General features: G+C 66.5%; 32 protein-coding genes and 1 pseudogene. 1 reads left to right on the top strand and 32 read right to left on the bottom strand.

The annotated features are described in order from the left end of the window. Nucleotides 1-398, bottom strand: a pseudogene (locus AOK03_RS10120) (hypothetical protein); the annotation flags it as partial. A 140-nt stretch (nucleotides 399-538) separates the two neighbouring features. On the opposite strand from AOK03_RS10120, the gene AOK03_RS10115 reads away from it, so the two are divergent. After that, nucleotides 539-1,408 carry a hypothetical protein gene (locus AOK03_RS10115; protein WP_055564842.1) on the top strand — a complete coding sequence of 290 codons (870 nt, stop codon included), beginning with the start codon at nucleotides 539-541 and terminating at the stop codon, nucleotides 1,406-1,408. A 33-nt stretch (nucleotides 1,409-1,441) separates the two neighbouring features. On the opposite strand, the gene truA is transcribed toward AOK03_RS10115, so the two are convergent. From truA to rpsJ, 31 genes are all read right to left on the bottom strand, one after another. Continuing rightward, nucleotides 1,442-2,296, bottom strand: coding sequence for a tRNA pseudouridine(38-40) synthase TruA (truA, locus tag AOK03_RS10110; protein WP_055564841.1), 855 nt, complete (start codon nucleotides 2,294-2,296; stop codon nucleotides 1,442-1,444). A gap of 80 nt (nucleotides 2,297-2,376) precedes the next feature. Continuing rightward, nucleotides 2,377-2,865 (bottom strand): 50S ribosomal protein L17, encoded by a 489-nt coding sequence (gene rplQ, locus AOK03_RS10105; RefSeq protein WP_055564840.1) that lies wholly within the window; start codon nucleotides 2,863-2,865, stop codon nucleotides 2,377-2,379. A 167-nt stretch (nucleotides 2,866-3,032) separates the two neighbouring features. After that, nucleotides 3,033-4,055: a DNA-directed RNA polymerase subunit alpha gene (locus tag AOK03_RS10100; protein WP_016645160.1), complete on the bottom strand. Its 1,023-nt coding sequence runs from the start codon at nucleotides 4,053-4,055 to the stop codon at nucleotides 3,033-3,035. 149 nt (nucleotides 4,056-4,204) lie between these two features. Further along, nucleotides 4,205-4,609, bottom strand: coding sequence for a 30S ribosomal protein S11 (gene rpsK / locus AOK03_RS10095; RefSeq protein WP_003948617.1), 405 nt, complete (start codon nucleotides 4,607-4,609; stop codon nucleotides 4,205-4,207). Between the two features lie 65 nt (nucleotides 4,610-4,674). Beyond that, on the bottom strand, nucleotides 4,675-5,055 hold the full coding sequence (gene rpsM, locus AOK03_RS10090) for a 30S ribosomal protein S13 (RefSeq protein ID WP_055564839.1): 381 nt from the start codon (nucleotides 5,053-5,055) through the stop codon (nucleotides 4,675-4,677). Nucleotides 5,056-5,257: 202 nt separating this feature from the next. Beyond that, on the bottom strand, nucleotides 5,258-5,371 hold the full coding sequence (gene rpmJ, locus AOK03_RS10085; protein ID WP_003948619.1) for a 50S ribosomal protein L36: 114 nt from the start codon (nucleotides 5,369-5,371) through the stop codon (nucleotides 5,258-5,260). A gap of 58 nt (nucleotides 5,372-5,429) precedes the next feature. Further along, nucleotides 5,430-5,651 (bottom strand): translation initiation factor IF-1, encoded by a 222-nt coding sequence (infA, locus tag AOK03_RS10080; protein ID WP_003948620.1) that lies wholly within the window; start codon nucleotides 5,649-5,651, stop codon nucleotides 5,430-5,432. A gap of 296 nt (nucleotides 5,652-5,947) precedes the next feature. Further along, the gene (gene map, locus AOK03_RS10075; protein ID WP_055564838.1) at nucleotides 5,948-6,784 is read right to left on the bottom strand and encodes a type I methionyl aminopeptidase; all 837 of its coding nucleotides are present in this window, start codon (nucleotides 6,782-6,784) and stop codon (nucleotides 5,948-5,950) included. Between the two features lie 121 nt (nucleotides 6,785-6,905). Next, nucleotides 6,906-7,559, bottom strand: a complete 654-nt coding sequence (locus tag AOK03_RS10070) for an adenylate kinase (RefSeq protein ID WP_055564837.1) — start codon at nucleotides 7,557-7,559, stop codon at nucleotides 6,906-6,908. Beyond that, nucleotides 7,559-8,872 carry a preprotein translocase subunit SecY gene (gene secY / locus AOK03_RS10065; protein WP_055564836.1) on the bottom strand — a complete coding sequence of 438 codons (1,314 nt, stop codon included), beginning with the start codon at nucleotides 8,870-8,872 and terminating at the stop codon, nucleotides 7,559-7,561. The genes AOK03_RS10070 and secY overlap by 1 nt, the downstream gene beginning before the upstream one ends. A gap of 226 nt (nucleotides 8,873-9,098) precedes the next feature. Next, nucleotides 9,099-9,554, bottom strand: coding sequence for a 50S ribosomal protein L15 (gene rplO, locus AOK03_RS10060; protein WP_055564835.1), 456 nt, complete (start codon nucleotides 9,552-9,554; stop codon nucleotides 9,099-9,101). A gap of 1 nt (nucleotide 9,555) precedes the next feature. Further along, a complete protein-coding gene (rpmD, locus tag AOK03_RS10055) occupies nucleotides 9,556-9,738 on the bottom strand; it encodes a 50S ribosomal protein L30 (RefSeq protein ID WP_005481207.1) in 183 nt (60 codons plus the stop codon). Then, nucleotides 9,738-10,343 (bottom strand): 30S ribosomal protein S5, encoded by a 606-nt coding sequence (gene rpsE / locus AOK03_RS10050; protein ID WP_055564834.1) that lies wholly within the window; start codon nucleotides 10,341-10,343, stop codon nucleotides 9,738-9,740. The genes rpmD and rpsE overlap by 1 nt, the downstream gene beginning before the upstream one ends. 41 nt (nucleotides 10,344-10,384) lie before the next feature. Further along, the gene (gene rplR, locus AOK03_RS10045) at nucleotides 10,385-10,768 is read right to left on the bottom strand and encodes a 50S ribosomal protein L18 (RefSeq protein ID WP_055564833.1); all 384 of its coding nucleotides are present in this window, start codon (nucleotides 10,766-10,768) and stop codon (nucleotides 10,385-10,387) included. A gap of 3 nt (nucleotides 10,769-10,771) precedes the next feature. Continuing rightward, nucleotides 10,772-11,311, bottom strand: a complete 540-nt coding sequence (rplF, locus tag AOK03_RS10040) for a 50S ribosomal protein L6 (RefSeq protein WP_055564832.1) — start codon at nucleotides 11,309-11,311, stop codon at nucleotides 10,772-10,774. 21 nt (nucleotides 11,312-11,332) lie between these two features. After that, nucleotides 11,333-11,731, bottom strand: a complete 399-nt coding sequence (gene rpsH / locus AOK03_RS10035) for a 30S ribosomal protein S8 (RefSeq protein WP_018528360.1) — start codon at nucleotides 11,729-11,731, stop codon at nucleotides 11,333-11,335. 221 nt (nucleotides 11,732-11,952) lie between these two features. Then, the gene (locus tag AOK03_RS10030) at nucleotides 11,953-12,138 is read right to left on the bottom strand and encodes a type Z 30S ribosomal protein S14 (RefSeq protein ID WP_003956452.1); all 186 of its coding nucleotides are present in this window, start codon (nucleotides 12,136-12,138) and stop codon (nucleotides 11,953-11,955) included. Nucleotides 12,139-12,143: 5 nt separating this feature from the next. Further along, nucleotides 12,144-12,701: a 50S ribosomal protein L5 gene (rplE, locus tag AOK03_RS10025; RefSeq protein ID WP_055564831.1), complete on the bottom strand. Its 558-nt coding sequence runs from the start codon at nucleotides 12,699-12,701 to the stop codon at nucleotides 12,144-12,146. Continuing rightward, nucleotides 12,701-13,024: a 50S ribosomal protein L24 gene (rplX, locus tag AOK03_RS10020; protein WP_016645174.1), complete on the bottom strand. Its 324-nt coding sequence runs from the start codon at nucleotides 13,022-13,024 to the stop codon at nucleotides 12,701-12,703. The genes rplE and rplX overlap by 1 nt, the downstream gene beginning before the upstream one ends. Before the next feature lie 2 nt (nucleotides 13,025-13,026). Then, nucleotides 13,027-13,395 carry a 50S ribosomal protein L14 gene (gene rplN / locus AOK03_RS10015; RefSeq protein ID WP_003974257.1) on the bottom strand — a complete coding sequence of 123 codons (369 nt, stop codon included), beginning with the start codon at nucleotides 13,393-13,395 and terminating at the stop codon, nucleotides 13,027-13,029. Nucleotides 13,396-13,499: 104 nt separating this feature from the next. Beyond that, the gene (gene rpsQ, locus AOK03_RS10010; protein WP_055564830.1) at nucleotides 13,500-13,784 is read right to left on the bottom strand and encodes a 30S ribosomal protein S17; all 285 of its coding nucleotides are present in this window, start codon (nucleotides 13,782-13,784) and stop codon (nucleotides 13,500-13,502) included. Further along, a complete protein-coding gene (gene rpmC, locus AOK03_RS10005; RefSeq protein WP_006347226.1) occupies nucleotides 13,784-14,008 on the bottom strand; it encodes a 50S ribosomal protein L29 in 225 nt (74 codons plus the stop codon). The genes rpsQ and rpmC overlap by 1 nt, the downstream gene beginning before the upstream one ends. Next, complete coding sequence (rplP, locus tag AOK03_RS10000; protein WP_014047785.1) at nucleotides 14,008-14,427, bottom strand: 50S ribosomal protein L16; 420 nt, start codon at nucleotides 14,425-14,427, stop codon at nucleotides 14,008-14,010. The genes rpmC and rplP overlap by 1 nt, the downstream gene beginning before the upstream one ends. Before the next feature lie 5 nt (nucleotides 14,428-14,432). Further along, entirely contained in the window at nucleotides 14,433-15,266 is an 834-nt protein-coding gene (gene rpsC / locus AOK03_RS09995) for a 30S ribosomal protein S3 (protein ID WP_055564829.1), read from the bottom strand. Then, entirely contained in the window at nucleotides 15,266-15,613 is a 348-nt protein-coding gene (gene rplV, locus AOK03_RS09990) for a 50S ribosomal protein L22 (RefSeq protein ID WP_004571827.1), read from the bottom strand. The genes rpsC and rplV overlap by 1 nt, the downstream gene beginning before the upstream one ends. A 41-nt stretch (nucleotides 15,614-15,654) precedes the next feature. Next, the gene (gene rpsS, locus AOK03_RS09985; protein WP_018528354.1) at nucleotides 15,655-15,936 is read right to left on the bottom strand and encodes a 30S ribosomal protein S19; all 282 of its coding nucleotides are present in this window, start codon (nucleotides 15,934-15,936) and stop codon (nucleotides 15,655-15,657) included. A 12-nt stretch (nucleotides 15,937-15,948) separates the two neighbouring features. After that, nucleotides 15,949-16,785 (bottom strand): 50S ribosomal protein L2, encoded by an 837-nt coding sequence (rplB, locus tag AOK03_RS09980; RefSeq protein ID WP_055564828.1) that lies wholly within the window; start codon nucleotides 16,783-16,785, stop codon nucleotides 15,949-15,951. 39 nt (nucleotides 16,786-16,824) lie between these two features. Next, the gene (gene rplW, locus AOK03_RS09975) at nucleotides 16,825-17,244 is read right to left on the bottom strand and encodes a 50S ribosomal protein L23 (RefSeq protein WP_055564827.1); all 420 of its coding nucleotides are present in this window, start codon (nucleotides 17,242-17,244) and stop codon (nucleotides 16,825-16,827) included. Continuing rightward, nucleotides 17,244-17,897, bottom strand: coding sequence for a 50S ribosomal protein L4 (rplD, locus tag AOK03_RS09970; RefSeq protein WP_055564826.1), 654 nt, complete (start codon nucleotides 17,895-17,897; stop codon nucleotides 17,244-17,246). Before rplD ends, rplW begins: the two co-directional genes overlap by 1 nt. Before the next feature lie 8 nt (nucleotides 17,898-17,905). Next, nucleotides 17,906-18,550, bottom strand: a complete 645-nt coding sequence (rplC, locus tag AOK03_RS09965; RefSeq protein ID WP_055564825.1) for a 50S ribosomal protein L3 — start codon at nucleotides 18,548-18,550, stop codon at nucleotides 17,906-17,908. Nucleotides 18,551-18,564: 14 nt separating this feature from the next. Further along, nucleotides 18,565-18,873 carry a 30S ribosomal protein S10 gene (rpsJ, locus tag AOK03_RS09960; RefSeq protein ID WP_003948644.1) on the bottom strand — a complete coding sequence of 103 codons (309 nt, stop codon included), beginning with the start codon at nucleotides 18,871-18,873 and terminating at the stop codon, nucleotides 18,565-18,567. Between the last annotated feature and the right edge of the window lie 506 nt (nucleotides 18,874-19,379).

The raw sequence follows: 19,379 nt of genomic DNA, 5'->3' as shown, positions 1-19,379 counted from the left end.
GCGAGCGGCAGCGCGACCGCGGAGCCCACCGTCCAGTTGCCGAGCTCGACCAGGTGCCCGAAGGGCGCGAAGCCGAGCGCGAGCCCGAGCAGTCCGTACGCCGCGAACCGACTGCGCAAGGGCACCCCGTAGATGCGCAGGGCGCACCCCCACCCCCCGACGAGGCCCGCGGTCACCGCCGCGGGGACGAGGAAGCGCACCACGTCCGCGGGCAGCAACGCCTGCGGCAGGGCCGCGAGCACGGCGCCCGGGAGATAGAGGAAGTGCCGGTCGGCATAGGGCGAACGACCGTCCAGCCAGGCCTCGGCGGCCCGCACCACGATCGCGTTGTCCATCCCGCCGTCCGGCACGCGCAGCCCCACCCTGACGACCGCGGCGACGAGCACCACCCCGAGCACCCACCGGACGTATGACTCGGCCGGCCGCAACCACCATCCACAAAACGCCGTTTTGCCCGAATTCATAGGCCTCAGGCTAGGCCGGGCACCCCACGCAACCCCCGCTCAACATCCCGGGAAGCCCGTCTAAGATGCGCCCCATGAGCTTTGGGCAAGGGGGACCTCAGTGGGGTCCGGGCGGAACGGGCGGACCCGGCGGCGGGCCCACGCCCGACTGGGCGGCACTGGCCGAGGCCTCCGAGGCGCGCACCCGCCGCCGCAAATGGCTGCTGATCGGCGGCGGAGCCTTCGCGACGATCGGCATCGCGGCCGCCGTGGCCATCACCGTCGTCTCCGCGAACAGCGACGACACCTCCGCGTCGAACAAACCGGCGAGCGAGCTGCCGTCGGCCGCGGACATCCCCGGCGCGAGCAAGGACTCGGAACCCTCCTTCGAGGCGACCACGCCGCCGCCCCCGCCGGACCCCAAGGACTTCATCGCCAGCGCCAAGAAGGACAAGGCGCCGCTCACCCCCGAGGGCATGTTCCCCGGCAAGTCCTGGCGGACCGGCGAGCGCCTCTACAAGAAGGGCGCGACCGACTCCACCACGAAGTGCACGTCCGTCACCCAGTCCGCCCTCGGCGCGGTCCTCGCCAAGAACGACTGCACCCGCCTGATCCGCGCCAGCTACATCAGGGACGGCGTCGCGATCACCATCGGCGTCGCCGTCTTCGACACGGCAGCCGACGCCGAGAAGACCAAGGACCAGGTGAAGAAGGGCCTCGTGAACTCGCTGTCCGGCAAGGGCGTGCCCGCCTTCTGCCGCACGGGCGTGTGCCGCGGCACCTACAACGCCTACGGCCGCTACGCCTACTTCACCACCACGGGCTACACCAGCGGCAAGGACGTGACGACGGGCGACCGCAAGGCGTACGGCGCGGGCGACGACCTCGCCCGCTTCGCCTTCCAGCGGATCAACCAGCGGGGCGAGGCCCAGGCGTCGGCCGCGGCCGAGGCCCCGCAGCAGTAGGACGACGGCCCCGGCCCAGCACCCGGCCGGGGCTCAGCAGCACCCGGCCCCGGGCAGCGTCCGCTTGTTGCGCGCCTCCTTGCTGCGCGCGGCGAGCAGCTCGTCGGCGGGGTAGCCGACCTCCTCCAGCGTCAGTCCGTGCGGCCGCACGACGTGCACGGCGGAGTCCCGCACCCCCGCCCTGAGGACCTTCTCCGGCCACTCCACGGGCCGGTGCCCGTCCCCGACGAAGAGCATGGCGCCGACCAGCGACCGCACCATGTTGTGGCAGAACGCGTCGGCCCGCACGGTGGCCTCGAAGATGCCGTCGGGCCGCCGCTCCCACCGCAGTTCCTGCAGCGTGCGAATGGTCGTGGCACCCTCGCGCCGCTTGCAGTACGCGGCGAAGTCGTGCTCGCCGATCAGCCGCTCGGCGGCCGCGTTCATCGCGTCGAGGTCCAGCGTCCAGTCGTGCCAGAGCACATGGCCCCGCAGCAGCGGGTCGACCCCACCGGGATGGTCGGTCACGCGATAGGCGTACCGCCGCCACACGGCCGCGAACCGGGCGTTGAACCCGGCGGGCGCCTCGGCGACCCGCCACACCCGCACGTCATGCGGCAGCCGCCCCGCGAGCCTGCGCAGCAGCTTCTCGCTGTGCTCGGCCCACACACTCTCCGGCAGATCGACATGGGCGACCTGCCCCCGCGCGTGCACGCCGCTGTCGGTGCGCCCCGCGACGGTCAGCTCGTACGTCTCCTGCGACCGCGTCACGGTCCGCAGCGCGGACTCGATCTCGCCCTGGACGGTCCGCTGCCCCTGCCGCTGCTTGGCCCAGCCGGAGAAGTCCCTGCCGTCGTACGAAAGATCCAGCCGCACCCGCACGAACCCGGGCTCTACTTCATCACTCACACCGCAATCCTCTCAGCGCCACGTACATGCGAAAGCGGGCCCGCCCCGAAGGGCGGACCCGCTCACAGCAAGGCAGTGCCTCAGGCGTCCTTGGACTCCTCGGCGGCCTCGACCGGCGCGTCCTCGACGGGCGCGTCCTTCTTGAGGCTGTCTTCCTTGACCGCACGCTTGGTGGCGGCCTCGGCCTCACCGGTGGCCTCCTGGGCCACGGTCAGGGCCTCCACCAGCTCGATGATCGCCATGGGCGCGTTGTCGCCACGACGGTTACCGATCTTGGTGATGCGGGTGTAGCCACCCGGGCGGTTCTCGTAGCGCGGGCCGATCTCCGTGAAGAGCGTGTGCACGATGCTCTTGTCGGTGATGACGGACAGCACCTGGCGGCGGTTGTGAAGGTCACCCTTCTTCGCCTTGGTGACCAGACGCTCCGCGTACGGACGCAGGCGACGGGCCTTCGCCTCGGTGGTGGTGATGCGGCCGTGCTCGAAGAGCTGCTTGGCGAGGTTCGCCAGCAGGAGCTTCTCGTGCGCGGCGCTGCCGCCCAGACGGGCACCCTTGGTGGGCTTCGGCATGGTGTTTCTCCTTCATCGCTGCACCGGCCGTATCAGGTACCGGTGTCAGTGCCTGTGAGGCGGCTGCCCCGCAGGAAGTCTTTTTGAGCCCGTCCGGCGATTGAGGACAAGGGCTCAGCCGCAACGGCGGGGCAGCCGGAAGAATCCGCCCACCCCGCCGGAGGCGACTAGTACTGCTCGGTCTCGACGAAGCCCGCGTCCGCGTCGTCGTCGGCGCCGAAGGCGTCGGCGGCAGCGGTCGGGTCGAAGCCGGGAGGCGAGTCCTTCAGCGCAAGACCCATGCCGTTGAGCTTCATCTTGACCTCGTCGATCGACTTCGCACCGAAGTTGCGGATGTCGAGCAGGTCCGCCTCGGAGCGGGCCACGAGCTCACCCACGGAGTGGATGCCCTCACGCTTGAGGCAGTTGTACGAGCGAACGGTGAGCTCGAGCTCCTCGATCGGCAGCGCCAGATCGGCGGCGAGCGCGGCGTCCGTCGGGGACGGGCCCATGTCGATGCCCTCGGCGTCGATGTTGAGCTCGCGCGCCAGACCGAACAGCTCGACCAGGGTCTTGCCGGCCGACGCCATGGCGTCGCGCGGACGCATGGCCTGCTTGGTCTCGACGTCGACGATCAGCTTGTCGAAGTCGGTGCGCTGCTCGACACGGGTCGCCTCGACCTTGTACGTGACCTTGAGCACCGGCGAGTAGATGGAGTCGACCGGGATACGGCCGATCTCCTGGCCCACCTGCTTGTTCTGCACGGCGGAGACGTAGCCGCGACCGCGCTCGACGGTCAGCTCCATCTCCAGCTTGCCCTTGCCGTTGAGCGTGGCGAGGACCAGGTCGGGGTTGTGCACCTCGACACCGGCCGGGGGCGCGATGTCGGCGGCGGTGACCAGACCCGGGCCCTGCTTGCGCAGGTACATCACGACGGGCTCGTCGTGCTCCGAGGAGACGACCAGCTGCTTGATGTTGAGGATGAGGTCGGTGACGTCTTCCTTGACGCCCGGCACGGTGGTGAACTCGTGCAGGACACCATCGATGCGGATGCTGGTGACAGCAGCGCCGGGGATCGACGAGAGCAGGGTGCGGCGGAGGGAGTTGCCGAGGGTGTAACCGAAGCCCGGCTCCAGCGGCTCGATGACGAACCGGGAGCGGAACTCGTCGACGACCTCTTCGGTCAACGAGGGACGCTGAGCGATCAGCATGAAGTGATTCCTTCAGTTCAGGGGCACCCACTATTTGATGCCCTGATTCATTACAAGGGTACGGGCGACCCGTCCGAAAAGACGCGGGTCGCCCGAAGCCCTTCAAGCCGAAAGACGGCCGAGACCACAGATGCGTAACGCACCTGAGGTCAGACGCGCCTCCGCTTGGGCGGACGGCAGCCGTTGTGCGGCGTGGGCGTCACGTCCTGGATCGAGCCGACCTCGAGGCCGGTCGCCTGCAGGGAGCGGATGGCGGTCTCACGACCGGAACCCGGGCCCTTGACGAAGACGTCGACCTTGCGCATGCCGTGCTCCTGGGCGCGACGGGCAGCCGACTCGGCAGCCATCTGCGCGGCGAACGGCGTGGACTTGCGCGAGCCCTTGAAGCCGACGTGGCCGGCGGAGGCCCACGAGATCACGTTGCCGGTCGGGTCCGTGATGGACACGATCGTGTTGTTGAACGTGCTCTTGATGTGAGCGTGCCCGTGGGCGACGTTCTTCTTTTCCTTGCGGCGCACCTTCTTGGCAGCGCCCTGACGACCCTTGGGGGGCATCTATAACTCCTACGGGAGGTGGTCGGTCCTGCAGCGTCAGCTGTCGATAGACCGCTGAGCGAGGACTACTTCTTGCCCGGCTTCTTCTTACCGGCGATGGCGCGACGCGGGCCCTTGCGGGTGCGAGCGTTCGTGCTGGTGCGCTGACCGCGGACCGGCAGACCACGACGGTGACGGAGACCCTGGTAGCAACCGATCTCGACCTTGCGGCGGATGTCGGCCTGGATCTCGCGACGGAGGTCACCCTCGGTCTTGACGTTGGCGTCCACGTACTCACGGATCTTGACGAGGTCTTCCTCGGTCAGGTCGCGAACGCGGGTGTTGCGGTCCACACCGGTGGCGTCCAGCGTCTGCTGGGCCAGCGTGCGGCCGATACCGAACACGTAGGTGAGGGCAACCTCAATACGCTTGTCGCGCGGGAGGTCAACGCCTTCAACGCGTGCCATTCATGGCTCCTGTTGATTCTTCGGAGGTCTTCAGCAGAACCACTCCCAGCCGCCGTCCCCTTCTCAAAAGGGTTGGTACGAACTGGGTCCCCGGCCTCCGACCGGGGGTGTCGCCCTCCACCACCAAAGGAACTGAAGAGGGACGGGTCCTGCGTATCTACTTACTTGCGTCGCGCGAAAATCTGCGAACTGCAGTCGTGCGTCAGCCCTGGCGCTGCTTGTGGCGCGGGTTGTCGCAGATGATCATGACCCGGCCGTGACGGCGGATCACCCTGCACTTGTCGCAGATCTTCTTGACGCTCGGCTTGACCTTCATTGGGTGAGGTTCTCCGGGTCAGTGCCACCACCCCGCGCGAGCGGGATGCGGGCAAGATCTACTTGTACCGGTAGACGATCCGGCCACGCGTCAGGTCGTACGGAGACAGCTCCACCACGACCCGGTCGTCAGGGAGGATGCGGATGTAGTGCATGCGCATCTTGCCGCTGATGTGTGCCAGGACCTGGTGGCCGTTCTGGAGCTCCACCTTGAACATGGCGTTCGGAAGAGACTCGACGACAGTGCCTTCGATCTCGATGGCACCTTGCTTCTTGGCCACGCTTCGCCCTTCGAATCGACTACCTTGATCGGCTGTGTACTTCCGCATCTCCGTATACGGACACACGGATGCACGAGAGCCGACGCGTCAGTCTACGTCAGTGCACTCGGAAAGACGAATCGAGAAAGTCTGCCCCACGGGCAAGATCCTTAAGCAAGGACCCTCCCTCCTGGCCCACGCACCGCCGCCGCTGCAGCTACCGCTGTGGGCAGGCGTGCCGCAGGGCGGCACGGGTGGGCACAGCCCACGGTGCCGGGGACCTGCTGCGAGAGGCGCCCGCCCCGGCCCTGCGGACCTCAGCCCAGCGGGTCCGGAGCCACCGTCACGCCGTACTCCGCGAGCTTGGCCCTACCGCAGTCCGGGGCCGTCAGCACCAGCGGACCCGCCTCCGTAAGGGCGATCGTGTGCTCCCAGTGCGAGGACCACGTACCGTCCGTCGTGATGACCGTCCAGTCGTCCTCGAGGACCTCCGTGCGCGGGGTGCCCAGGGAGACCATCGGCTCGATGGCCAGGCAGAAGCCGGGAACCAGCTTGGGGCCCTTGCCGCGGCGGCGCTCGACGTAGTTCAGCAGGTGCGGGTCCATGTGCATCTCGGTGCCGATGCCGTGGCCGCCGTAGTCCTCGACGATGCCGTACTTGCCGCCGCCCGGCTTCGGCTGGCGGCGGATGTACGTCTCGATGGCGCGGGAGATGTCGACGAGCCGGTTGCCCTGCTTCATGGCCGCGAGACCGGCCCACATCGACTCCTCGGTCACCCGGGAGAGCTCGATCAGCTCCGGAGCGTGACCGGTGCCCACGAACGCCGTGTAGGCCGCGTCACCGTGCCAGCCGTCGATGATGGCGCCGGCGTCGATGGAGATGATGTCGCCGTCCTTCAGGACGGTCTTGTCGTCCGGGATGCCGTGCACGACGACCTCGTTGACCGAGGTGCAGATCGTGGCGGGGAAACCGCCGTACCCGAGGAAGTTCGACTTCGCGCCGTGCTCGTCGATCACCTTGCGGGCGACCTCGTCCAGGTCCCGCGTGGTGGCGCCGGGCACCGCGGCCTCACGGGTCGCGGCGTGGATGGCGGCGACGACAAGGCCCGCCTCACGCATCTTCGCGATCTGCTCGGGGGTCTTGATCTGCACCATGGGGCTTCCGCTCTCCGTCTTCCGTCATCGTCTACGCACCGGCCACGCATCCGGACCGGTACGTAGACAACAGTACGGCCGCGGTCCCCCCAAGGGCACCGCGGCCGAAACAGCGTACTGACTACTTGTCGCCCTTGAGGGCGTCCATCGCGCGCGTGGTGACCTCGTCCACCTTGCCGAGCGCCGAGATCGTCACGACCAGACCCTGGGTCCGGTAGTAGTCGATGATCGGCTCGGTCTGCGTGTGGTACACCTCGAGGCGCTTGCGGACGGTGTCCTCGCTGTCGTCCTCGCGCTGGTAGAGCTCGCCGCCGCAGACGTCGCAGACGCCCTCCTGCTTCGGCTTGCTGTACGTCACGTGGAAGACGTGGCTGGAGTCCTTGCGGCAGATCCGCCGGCCCGCGATCCGCTTGACGACCTCGTCCTCGGGGACCTCCAGGTCCAGGACGGCGTCGAGCTTCACGTCGTCGGCCTTGAGCGCCACGTCCAGCGCCTCCGCCTGCGACACGTTGCGCGGGAACCCGTCGAGCAGGAAGCCGTTCTCGGCATCCGGCTGCGCCATGCGGTCCTTCGCCATGCCGATCGTCACCTCGTCCGGCACGAGGTTTCCGGCGTCCATGTACGCCTTCGCCTGCTTGCCGAGGTCCGTGCCCTGGCTGATGTTGGCACGGAAGAGGTCGCCGGTGGAGATGTGCGGGATCGACAAGTTCTTGGCCAGGAACGCGGCTTGCGTTCCCTTGCCCGCACCGGGCGGCCCGACGAGGACGATTCGCATCAGCGGAGGAACCCTTCGTAATTGCGCTGCTGGAGCTGGCTCTCGATCTGCTTCACGGTTTCCAGACCCACACCCACGATGATGAGGATGCTCGTCCCGCCGAACGGGAAGTTCTGGTTCGCCTGGAAGCCCACCAACGCCATCGTCGGCACAAGAGCGATCAGACCCAGATACAGCGAACCCGGCCAGGTGATCCGGTTGAGTACGTAGCTCAGGTACTCAGCGGTCGGACGGCCAGCCCGGATGCCCGGGATGAAGCCACCATACTTCTTCATGTTGTCGGCGACTTCCTCGGGGTTGAAGGAGATCGCGACGTAGAAGAAGGCGAAGAAGACGATCAGGATGAAGTACGTGGCGATGTAAATCGGGTGGTCACCCTTGGTCAGGTTCGCCTCGATCCACGTCTTCCATCCCGAGTTGCCGCCCGCGAACTGGGCCACGAGCGCCGGAATGTAGAGCAGCGAGGAGGCGAAGATCACAGGGATGATGCCCGCCTGATTGACCTTCAGCGGAATGTACGTCGACGTTCCGCCGTAGGACCTGCGGCCGATCATTCGCTTCGCGTACTGGACCGGGATGCGCCGCTGCGCCTGCTCGACGAAGACCACCAGGCCGACCATGACGAGTCCGACCGCGATGACGGTGCCGAACTCGATCCAGCCACCCGCCAGGTCGCCCTGCTGCTTGATGGCCCAGAGGGCGCTCGGGAAGGTCGCGGCGATCGAGATGAACATCAGGATCGACATGCCGTTGCCGATGCCGCGGTCGGTGATGAGCTCACCGAGCCACATGACGCAGGCCGTACCCGCGGTCATCGTGATGACCATCGTGACGGTGACGAAGATCGACTGGTCGGGAACGATCTCGCTGGCGACGGGGCAGCCCTGGAACAGGGTGCCGGTGCGGGCGGTGGCCACCAGGCCGGTGCCCTGCAGGATCGCGAGCGCGATGGTCAGATAGCGCGTGTACTGCGTGATCTTCGCGGTGCCGGCCTGGCCCTCCTTCTTGAGGGCCTCGAGTCGCGGGATCACCACGGTCAGCAGCTGCAGAATGATGCTCGCCGTGATGTACGGCATGATGCCGAGCGCGAAGATCGTGATCTGCAGCAGCGCGCCGCCGCTGAACATGTTGACGAGACCGAACAGGCCCTGGTTCGCATTCGCGTTGTCGATGCAGACCTGGACGTTCTTGTAGTCGACACCGGGGATCGGCACATGCGTACCCACCCGGTAGATCACGATGATGCCGAGTGTGAAGAGCAGCTTCTTGCGCAGGTCGGGCGTCTTGAACGCCCGGGCGAACGCGGTGAGCACGGTGCCTCCTGCGACCCCCGCGCGCGTGCGTCAGAGGTAATGGTCTGAGGTTCGACGAATACGTATCAGTCAAGAAAACCGTGCGGGCAGACCGCACGGAGCTTAGACAGTGCACGCCACCTTACCGGCGACCGTGCCCCCCTTGGAACGACCAACCGGGGATGCCCCTTTTGTGGGGCATCCCCGGCTGGGAATCGCTCATGTCATCGACACGTCTGAGGGAATATCAGACGAGCTCGGTGACGGTACCGCCGGCGGCGGTGATCTTCTCCTTGGCGGAGCCGGAGACGGCGTCGACCGTCACCTGCAGCGCCACGGTGACCTCACCCTGGCCGAGCACCTTGACGAGGCTGTTCTTGCGAACGGCACCCTTGGCGACGAGACCCTCGACGGTGACCTCGCCACCCTCCGGGTACAGCGCGCTCAGCTTGTCGAGGTTCACGACCTGGAACTCGGTCTTGAACGGGTTCTTGAAGCCCTTGAGCTTCGGGAGACGCATGTGGAGGGGCATCTGGCCACCCTCGAAGCGCTCCGGAACCTGGTAACGGGCCTTGGTGCCCTTGGTACCACGACCAGCGGTCTTACCCTTGGACGCCTCACCACGACCCACACGGGTCTTGGCGGTCTTGGCGCCCGGGGCGGGCCGGAGGTTGTGGACCTTCAGCGGGTTCTGCTCCGCCATGTCAGTCGACCTCCTCAACCGTCACGAGGTGGCGGACGGTGTGCACCATGCCGCGGAACTCGGGGCGGTCCTCCTTGACGACCTGCGTGTTGATGCCCTTGAGACCAAGGGAGCGCAGGGTGTCGCGGTGGTTCTGCTTGCTGCCGATGTACGACTTCGTCTGCGTGATCTTGAGCTGTGCCATTACGCACCCGCTCCCGCACGCGCACGAAGGAGAGCCGCGGGGGCGACGTCCTCGAGGGGCAGACCACGGCGAGCCGCGATCTCCTCGGGACGCTGCAGGCCCTTGAGGGCCGCCACGGTCGCGTGCACGATGTTGATCGCGTTGTCGGAGCCCAGGGACTTCGACAGGATGTCGTGCACGCCGGCGCACTCGAGCACGGCACGCACCGGGCCACCGGCGATAACACCGGTACCGGGGGAAGCAGGCTTGAGCAGGACGACGCCCGCGGCCTTCTCGCCCTGGATCGGGTGCGGGATGGTGCCCTGGATACGGGGGACCTTGAAGAAGTGCTTCTTGGCCTCCTCAACACCCTTGGCGATGGCGGCCGGCACCTCCTTGGCCTTGCCGTAACCGACACCCACGGTGCCGTCACCGTCGCCCACTACGACGAGCGCAGTGAAGCTGAAGCGACGACCACCCTTCACAACCTTGGCGACGCGGTTGATCGCGACAACGCGCTCAACGTACGCGGTCTTCTCGGCGGCGGCGTTGCCACCGTCGCGACCCTTCCGGTCCCGCCGCTCGCCGCCACCGGCACCGCCACCGCGGCGCTGGGGTCCAGCCATTGGAATTACCTCTCTCTGTTTCCGCTAGCTACGGAACCGACTCAGAACTTGAGTCCGGCTTCGCGGGCGGCGTCCGCCAGGGCGGCGATGCGCCCGGCGTACTGGTTACCACCACGGTCGAACACGACAGTCTCGACACCGGCGGCCTTGGCGCGCTCGGCGACCAGGGCGCCGACCGACTTGGCAGCCGCGGACTTGTCGCCCTCGGCGCCGCGGATCGTGGTGTCCAGGGTCGACGCCGACGCAAGGGTGTGACCCTTGATGTCGTCGATGACCTGGGCCACGATGTGGCGGTTCGAGCGCGTCACGACCAGGCGAGGACGCTCAGCCGTACCCGAGATGTGCTTACGGATGCGGATGTGACGACGCTTGATGGCAGCACGCTTGTAAGCGTCGCCCTTAGCAATCTTGACACCGTATGCCATGGCTTACTTACCCGCCTTTCCGACCTTGCGGCGGATGACTTCGCCTTCGTACTTGACGCCCTTGGCCTTGTACGGGTCGGGCTTGCGCAGCTTGCGGATGTTGGCCGCAACCTCGCCGACCTTCTGCTTGTCGATGCCCTCGACCGAAAGCTTGGTCGCGGACTCCACCTTGAAGGTGATGCCCTCGGGGGCCTCGACCAGGATCGGGTGGCTGTAGCCCAGCGAGAACTCCAGGTTGGAGCCCTTCGCGAGGACGCGGTAACCGACACCGCTGATTTCGAGCTTCTTCACGTAACCCTGGGTCACGCCGGTGATCATGTTCGCCACCAGCGTGCGGGACAGGCCGTGCAGGGCCTTGTTCTGACGCTCGTCGTTCGGGCGGGTGACGTTCAGGACGCCGTCCTCACCCTTAGCGATGTCGATCGGCGCGACGACGGTGTGGGAAAGGGAACCCTTGGGGCCCTTAACCGAGACCGTCCGGCCGTCGATGGTGACGTCCACGCCGGCGGGAACCGTGATGGGGAGCTTGCCAATACGCGACATTAGCTATTCCTCCGTTCCCGACTACCAGACGTAGGCGAGGACTTCCCCACCTACGCCCTTCTTGCCTGCCTGCTGCCCGGTCAGGAGACCGTGCGACGTGGAGATGATCGCCACGCCGAGGCCGCCGAGGACCTTCGGCAGGTTGGTGGACTTCGCGTAAACCCGGAGACCGGGCTTGGAGATCCGCTTGATGCCCGCGATGGAGCGCTCACGGTTCGGGCCGAACTTCAGCTCGAGAACGAGGTTCTTGCCGACCTCGGCGTCCTCGACCTTCCAGCCCGTGATGAAGCCCTCCTGCTGGAGGATCTCCGCGATGTGAGACTTGATCTTGCTGTGCGGCATCGCCACGGTGTCGTGGTACGCCGAGTTCGCGTTACGCAGACGAGTCAGCATGTCCGCGATCGGATCAGTCATGGTCATGAATTGGCCTTCGGCCTCTCTCGCCGTGGTTTCCTATCTGCGCCATCCCTCTCCCCACTCAGAGGCGGGACGGGTGCGGCGCGGGGACCTACGGCGTAGTAAGTCGGTCAGGGCGGCAGACGCCCAACCCTCCTAGCCTAAGCCATCTGGAGGAGGGCATCTGCCAACCCTTTACTTACCGAGAGTTCCGGACAATCCCATATGCCCTAGGGGCAGTGGGACTACCAGGAGCTCTTGGTCACGCCCGGCAGCTCGCCACGGTGAGCCATCTCACGAAGGCACACGCGGCAGAGGCCGAACTTGCGGTAGACGGAGTGCGGACGGCCGCAGCGCTGGCAGCGGGTGTACGCACGCACACCGAACTTGGGCTTACGAGCAGCCTTGGCAATCAGAGCCTTCTTCGCCATCTCGCTTACGCCTCCTTGAACGGGAAGCCGAGGTGACGGAGAAGGGCACGGCCCTCAGCGTCGTTGGTCGCCGTGGTGACCACGGTGATGTCCATACCCCGGACGCGGTCGATCTTGTCCTGGTCGATCTCGTGGAACATGACCTGCTCCGTGAGACCGAAGGTGTAGTTGCCACGGCCGTCGAACTGCTTGGGGGACAGACCACGGAAGTCGCGGATGCGCGGCAGCGCGAGCGACAGGGTGCGGTCCAGGAACTCCCACATGCGGTCGCCACGGAGCGTGACGTGGCAGCCGATCGGCTGGCCCTCGCGCAGCTTGAACTGCGCGATGGACTTCCGGGCCTTCGTCACGGCCGGCTTCTGACCGGTGATCGTGGTGAGGTCGCGGATGGCGCCGTCGATCAGCTTCGAGTCACGGGCGGCGTCGCCGACACCCATGTTGACCACGATCTTGACCAGGCCGGGGATCTGCATGACGTTCTCGTACGAGAACTCCTCACGCAGCTTGCCCGTGATCTCCTCGCGGTACTTCGTCTTGAGACGCGGAGTGGTGGTGGTCGTCATCAGATGTCCTCACCCGTCCGCTTGGCAACGCGGATCTTGTTGCCCTCGTCGTCGAAGCGGTAACCGACGCGCGTGACGACCTTGTTGCCGTCCTTCTCCACGACCAGCTGGACGTTGGAGACGTGGACGGGGGCCTCGGTGGTCACGATGCCGCCGGCCTGCGAGCCGCTGGCGGTCGGGCCGGCCTTCGTGTGCTTCTTGACCCGGTTGACACCCTCGACCAGGACGCGCTCGTCGCGCGGGTAAGCGGCAATGACCTTGCCCTGCTTGCCCTTGTCCTTACCGGTGATGACCTGGACCAGGTCGCCCTTCTTGATCTTCATGCTTACAGCACCTCCGGCGCGAGCGAGATGATCTTCATGAACTTCTTCTCGCGCAGCTCACGGCCGACGGGGCCGAAGATACGGGTGCCGCGAGGGTCGCCGTCGTTCTTCAGAATGACGGCGGCGTTCTCGTCGAAGCGGATGTACGAGCCGTCCGGACGGCGGCGCTCCTTGACGGTGCGAACGATGACCGCCTTGACGACGTCACCCTTCTTCACGTTGCCACCGGGGATCGCGTCCTTGACGGTGGCGACGATGACGTCACCGATGCCCGCGTAGCGGCGACCCGAGCCACCGAGAACACGAATGGTGAGAATTTCCTTCGCACCCGTGTTGTCGGCGACGCGAAGTCGCGACTCCTGCTGGATCACGTCTATCTCCTGTTTGTCTGCCGGTTCCCGGCAGGGGCTTCTCCCTTACGGGATGGGCCCCTGCCGAGCCTGGCGGAACGAACTCTGAGGGATGCCTCAGAGAATTACTTGGCCTTCTCGAGGATCTCGACGATGCGCCAGCGCTTGGTCGCCGACAGCGGACGCGTCTCCATCAGGAGGACGCGGTCGCCGACGCCGGCAGCGTTCTGCTCGTCGTGCGCCTTGAGCTTGTTCGTACGGCGGATGACCTTGCCGTACAGCGCGTGCTTGACGCGGTCCTCGACAGCGACGACGACGGTCTTGTCCATCTTGTCGCTGACGACCAGACCCTCACGGGTCTTGCGGAAGCCGCGGTCGGTCTTCGTCTCAGTCACGTTGCTCTCGCTCATCAGGCGCTCTCCACCGTCTCGATGCCCAGCTCGCGCTCACGCATCAGGGTGTAGATCCGCGCGATGTCCTTACGGACGGCCTTGAGCCGACCGTGGTTCTCGAGCTGACCGGTCGCCGCCTGGAAGCGGAGGTTGAACAGCTCTTCCTTGGCCTCGCGAAGCTTGTTGACAAGCTCCTCGTTGCCCAGCTCGCGCAGCTCGGACGCCTTGGTACCGGCCGACATCACGACTCACCTGCCTCGCGCCGGACGATGCGGCACTTCATCGGAAGCTTGTGAGCAGCGCGGGTGAGCGCCTCACGAGCAATCTTCTCGTTCGGGTACGACAGCTCGAACATCACGCGTCCGGGCTTGACGTTGGCGATCCACCACTCCGGAGAACCCTTACCCGAACCCATGCGGGTCTCGGCAGGCTTCTTGGTGAGGGGGCGGTCCGGGTAGATGTTGATCCAGACCTTGCCGCCACGCTTGATGTGACGCGTCATCGCGATACGAGCTGCCTCGATCTGACGGTTCGTCACGTACGCCGGGGTCAGCGCCTGGATGCCGTACTCGCCGAACGCAACCTGCGTGCCACCCTTGGACATACCGCTGCGCTTCGGGTGGTGCTGCTTGCGGTGCTTGACCCTACGGGGGATCAGCATTTCGGTCAGGCCTCCGTTCCGGTGCTCTCAGCAGCCGGAGCAGCGGCGGGCGCCTCGGCCTTGGGGGCCTCGGCGGCCGGAGCCGACTGCTGCGGCTTGCGACCGCGGCCGCCACGCTCGCCACCACGGCCACCACGGGCCGGGCGGTCGTTGCCACCACGGGCCGGGCGGTTGCCGGCGCGGGCAGCGGCGTTCTCGGCGCGGACCTCGGCGATGTTCTTGACGTCGCCCTTGTAGATCCAGACCTTCACGCCGATGCGGCCGAAGGTCGTCTTGGCCTCGAAGAAGCCGTAGTCGACGTTCGCGCGGAGCGTGTGCAGGGGCACACGGCCCTCGCGGTAGAACTCCGAGCGCGACATCTCGGCGCCACCGAGGCGGCCGCCACACTGGATCTTGATGCCCTTGGCGCCCGCCTTCATCGCCGACTGCATGCTCTTACGCATGGCACGACGGAAGGAGACGCGGGAGGACAGCTGCTCCGCAACGGCCTGGGCCACGAGCTGAGCGTCGACCTCGGGGTTCTTGACCTCGAGGATGTTCAGCTGGACCTGCTTGCCCGTGAGCTTCTCGAGGTCGCCGCGGATGCGGTCGGCCTCGGCGCCACGGCGGCCGATGACGATGCCGGGACGAGCGGTGTGGATGTCCACACGCACGCGGTCACGGGTGCGCTCGATCTCAACCTTCGAGATGCCGGCGCGCTCCATGCCGGACGTCATCATCCGACGGATGGCGACGTCTTCCTTGACGTAGTCCTTGTACAGCTTGTCGGCGTACCAACGCGACTTGAAGTCGGTCGTGACACCGAGCCGGAACCCGTGCGGGTTTACCTTCTGGCCCATTACCGGGTTCCTTCCTTGCTGCTGACGACCACGGTGATGTGGCTGGTCCGCTTACGGATCCGGTAGGCACGGCCCTGAGCACGCGGACGGAACCGCTTCAGGGTCGGGCCCTCATCCACGTACGCCTCGCTGATGACCAGCGAAGAGGCGTCGGTGTGGTCGTAGTTGTGCGCGGCGTTGGCAATGGCGCTGTCCAGCACCTTGCCGACCGGCACGCTCGCGGCCTGCGGGGCGAAACGCAGGACCGCCTGAGCCTCCGTGGCATCCATGCCACGGATGAGGTCCACCACGCGGCGGGCCTTCATGGGCGTGACGCGGATGTACCGCGCCTGGGCCCTGGCTTCCATGGTTGTCCCTTCGGTGTTAGTCATAGTCGTTCCACCCCGCGCTAGCGGCGCTTCGACTTCCGGTCGTCCTTGACGTGGCCGCGGAAGGTGCGAGTCGGCGAGAACTCGCCGAGCTTGTGGCCGACCATCGACTCGGTGACGAACACCGGGATGTGGGTCTTGCCGTTGTGCACCGCGATCGTGTGACCCAGCATGCTGGGAATGATCATCGAGCGACGGGACCAGGTCTTGATGACGTTCTTGGAACCGGCTTCGTTCTGAGCGTCCACCTTCTTTACGAGGTGGCCGTCAACGAAGGGTCCCTTCTTGAGACTGCGCGGCATCTAAACCCGCTCCTAGCGCTTCTTGTTCGACTTGCGGCGACGGACGATGTACTTGTTGCTCGCCTTGTTGCGATCACGAGTACGACCCTCCTTCTTGCCCCACGGCGAGACCGGGTGACGACCACCGGAGGTCTTGCCTTCACCACCACCGTGCGGGTGGTCGACCGGGTTCATCACGACACCACGCACGGTCGGGCGGACGCCCTTCCAGCGCATGCGGCCGGCCTTGCCCCAGTTGATGTTCGACTGCTCGGCGTTGCCGACCTCGCCGATGGTGGCGCGGCAGCGGACGTCGACCAGGCGGATCTCACCGGACGGCATGCGAAGGTGCGCCATGGCGCCTTCCTTCGCGAGCAGCTGCACGGAGGCACCCGCGGAGCGGGCGAACTTCGCGCCGCCGCCGGGCCGCAGCTCGATGGCGTGGATGGTCGTACCCACGGGGATGTTGCGCAGCGCCATGTTGTTGCCGGGCTTGATGTCGGCACCGGGGCCGCTCTCAATCCGGTCACCCTGCTGCGTGCCGCGCGGGGCGAGGATGTAGCGCTTCTCGCCGTCCGCGTAGTGCAGCAGCGCGATGCGCGCCGTGCGGTTGGGGTCGTACTCGATGTGCGCGACCTTGGCCGGCACGCCGTCCTTGTCGTGGCGACGGAAGTCGATCACGCGGTAGGCGCGCTTGTGGCCACCACCCTGGTGGCGAACGGTCACACGACCGGAATTGTTACGGCCGCCCTTGCTGTGCAGCGGGCGAACCAGCGACTTCTCCGGCGTGGACCGCGTTACCTCGACGAAGTCGGCTACGGAGGAGCCACGACGGCCCGGCGTAGTCGGCTTGTACTTGCGGATTCCCATTTCTCAGTCCTCGTCCGATATTCGGACCAGGGCGCTCCGTTAGGAGGCCTGGCCGAAGATGTCGATACGGTCGCCCTCAGCAAGGGTCACGATGGCGCGCTTGGTGTCGGCACGCTTGCCGAAACCGGTGCGCGTACGCTTCCGCTTGCCCTGACGGTTGATCGTGTTGACGCCGGTGACCTTGACCGAGAAGACCGCCTCGACGGCCTGCTTGATCTGGGTCTTGTTGGCGCCCGGAGCCACGATGAACGTGTACTTGCCCTCGTCGAGCAGCGCGTACGACTTCTCGGAGACGACCGGCTTGACGAGGACGTCGCGCGGGTCCGAGAAGGACTTGCTCAGCGGGGTGGGCTCAACGGCAATCTTGCCCTCGGTCGCGATGCGCTTCGCCTTGGCGACGCGCGCGGCCTTGGCGGCCTTCGCAGCCTTGGACGCGATGCTCTGGTGACGGATGGCCATCAGGCTTCGCTCCCTTCGGTGTCAGTGGCCTTCGGGCCGGACACGAAGGACTCGAACGCGGCCTTGGTGAAGACCACGTCGTCCGAGACGAGCACGTCGTACGTGTTCAGCTGGCCCGGCTCCAGGATGTGGACCTGGGGCAGGTTGCGGGCGGAGAGCAGCGCGGTCTCGTCCGAGCGCTCGATGACCAGGAGCACGTTCTTGCGCTCGCTGACCTTGCCGAGCAGGCTCTTCGCGGCCTTCGTCGAGATCTCGCCCTCGACCACGTCGGAGACGACGTGGATGCGGGAGTTGCGCGCCCGGTCGGTGAGGGCGTGACGCAGAGCGGCAGCCTTCATCTTCTTGGGCGTGCGCTGCGAGTAGTCACGCGGCTGCGGGCCGTGGACGACGCCACCGCCGGCGAACTGCGGCGCACGGGTCGAACCCTGGCGCGCGCGGCCGGTGCCCTTCTGGCGGTACGGCTTCTTGCCGCCACCGCGGACTTCGCCGCGGCGCTTGGTCTTGTGCGTGCCCTGACGGGCGGCGGCCAGCTGCGCGACGACGACCTGGTGGATCAGCGGGATGCTGATCTTCTCGACGTCGAAGATCTCCGCGGGGAGCTCGACCGTCCCGGTCTTGTCGCCTGCCGGCGAAAGGATGTCAATGGTGCTCATGGGTTACCTCAGGCCCCCTTGGCCGCAGTACGGACCAGGACGAGGCCGCCGTTCGGACCAGGAACCGCGCCCTTGATGAGCAGCAGGCCCTTCTCCGCGTCAACGGCGTGGACGGTCAGGTTCTGGGTGGTGACCCGCTCGCTGCCCATGCGACCGGCCATGCGCTGGCCCTTGAAGACACGGCCGGGCGTGGCGCAGCCACCGATGGAACCGGGCTTGCGGTGCACGCGGTGGGCACCGTGGGAGGCCTTGCCACCGGCGAAGTTGTGACGCTTCATCACACCGGCGAAGCCCTTGCCCTTGCTCTTGCCGGTGACGTCGACCTTGATACCGGCCTCGAACGTCTCGGCAGTCAGCTCCTGGCCGAGGGTGTACTCGCTGGCACCAGCGGTACGGATCTCGACGAGGTGGCGACGGGGGGTCACGTCGGCCTTGGCGAAGTGGCCCTTGAGGGGCTTGTTCACCTTGCGCGGGTCGATCTCGCCGAAGGCGATCTGGACCGACTCGTAGCCGTCGCTGTCATTCGTACGGACCTGGGTAACGACGCAGGGTCCGGCCTTGACCACGGTCACCGGGACGACACGATTGTTCTCGTCCCAGACCTGGGTCATGCCGAGCTTCTCGCCCAGGATGCCCTTGATCTGCTTGGTCATCTTCTCCGCGCCCTTCAGAGCTTGATCTCGATGTCAACGCCGGCCGGAAGGTCCAGGCGCATCAGCGAGTCAACGGTCTTGGGCGTCGGGTCGAGGATGTCGATCAGGCGCTTGTGCGTGCGCATCTCGAAGTGCTCGCGCGAGTCCTTGTACTTGTGCGGCGACTTGATGACGCAGTACACGTTCTTCTCAGTGGGCAGCGGCACCGGGCCCGCGACCGACGCACCAGTGCGGGTCACCGTCTCGACGATCTTCTTCGCCGAGGAGTCGATGACCTCGTGGTCGTAGGCCTTGAGCCGGATGCGGATCTTCTGTCCCGCCATGGCTACTTAGTAGTCCTTCGTCTCGAACGCTCTGGCCCCCGGAAGGTCCTTTTTTCTACTTCCTCCGACCCACGCGGTCGGGCGTGTCGCAGTCCCGCTCACACGGTTCTCCCGAAGGAGTTCCCTGCTAGGGGCTGCGGCCCTGAATGACCGCGGGTCCGGGGGAAGAAACCCACCGGGCGCCTGGCCGAGCGACCGCACTGCACTTCCCGGAAGATTCCCGTACGTCCGCCTCAGCGCTGCCTGCAAGTCCTTGCGGACCCTTCGGCAGATGGGGCGACGAGTACTGTGGGACTCGCTTCCGGTCCTCCCGGCGGGAGGCGCGCAGCATCGGCACTCAACCGAGCAACCAGGACAGTCTGCCATACGGGGCATGCGTGGGGCCAATCGAGCCGAAGAGAGTACCCGCTGCGTGACGGAGATCAAACCCGGGGTGCGGACGGCGCGCCGGAGTTCCGTTGGGGCAGGGCTGCCTCTTATACACATCTGACGCTGCCGACGAATAG

Source organism: Streptomyces atriruber, assembly GCF_001418325.1.
In the GTDB taxonomy this organism is placed as follows: domain Bacteria; phylum Actinomycetota; class Actinomycetes; order Streptomycetales; family Streptomycetaceae; genus Streptomyces; species Streptomyces atriruber.
Note: the sequence above shows the minus strand (reverse complement) of the source record. Positions and strands in the feature narration are given on the sequence as shown.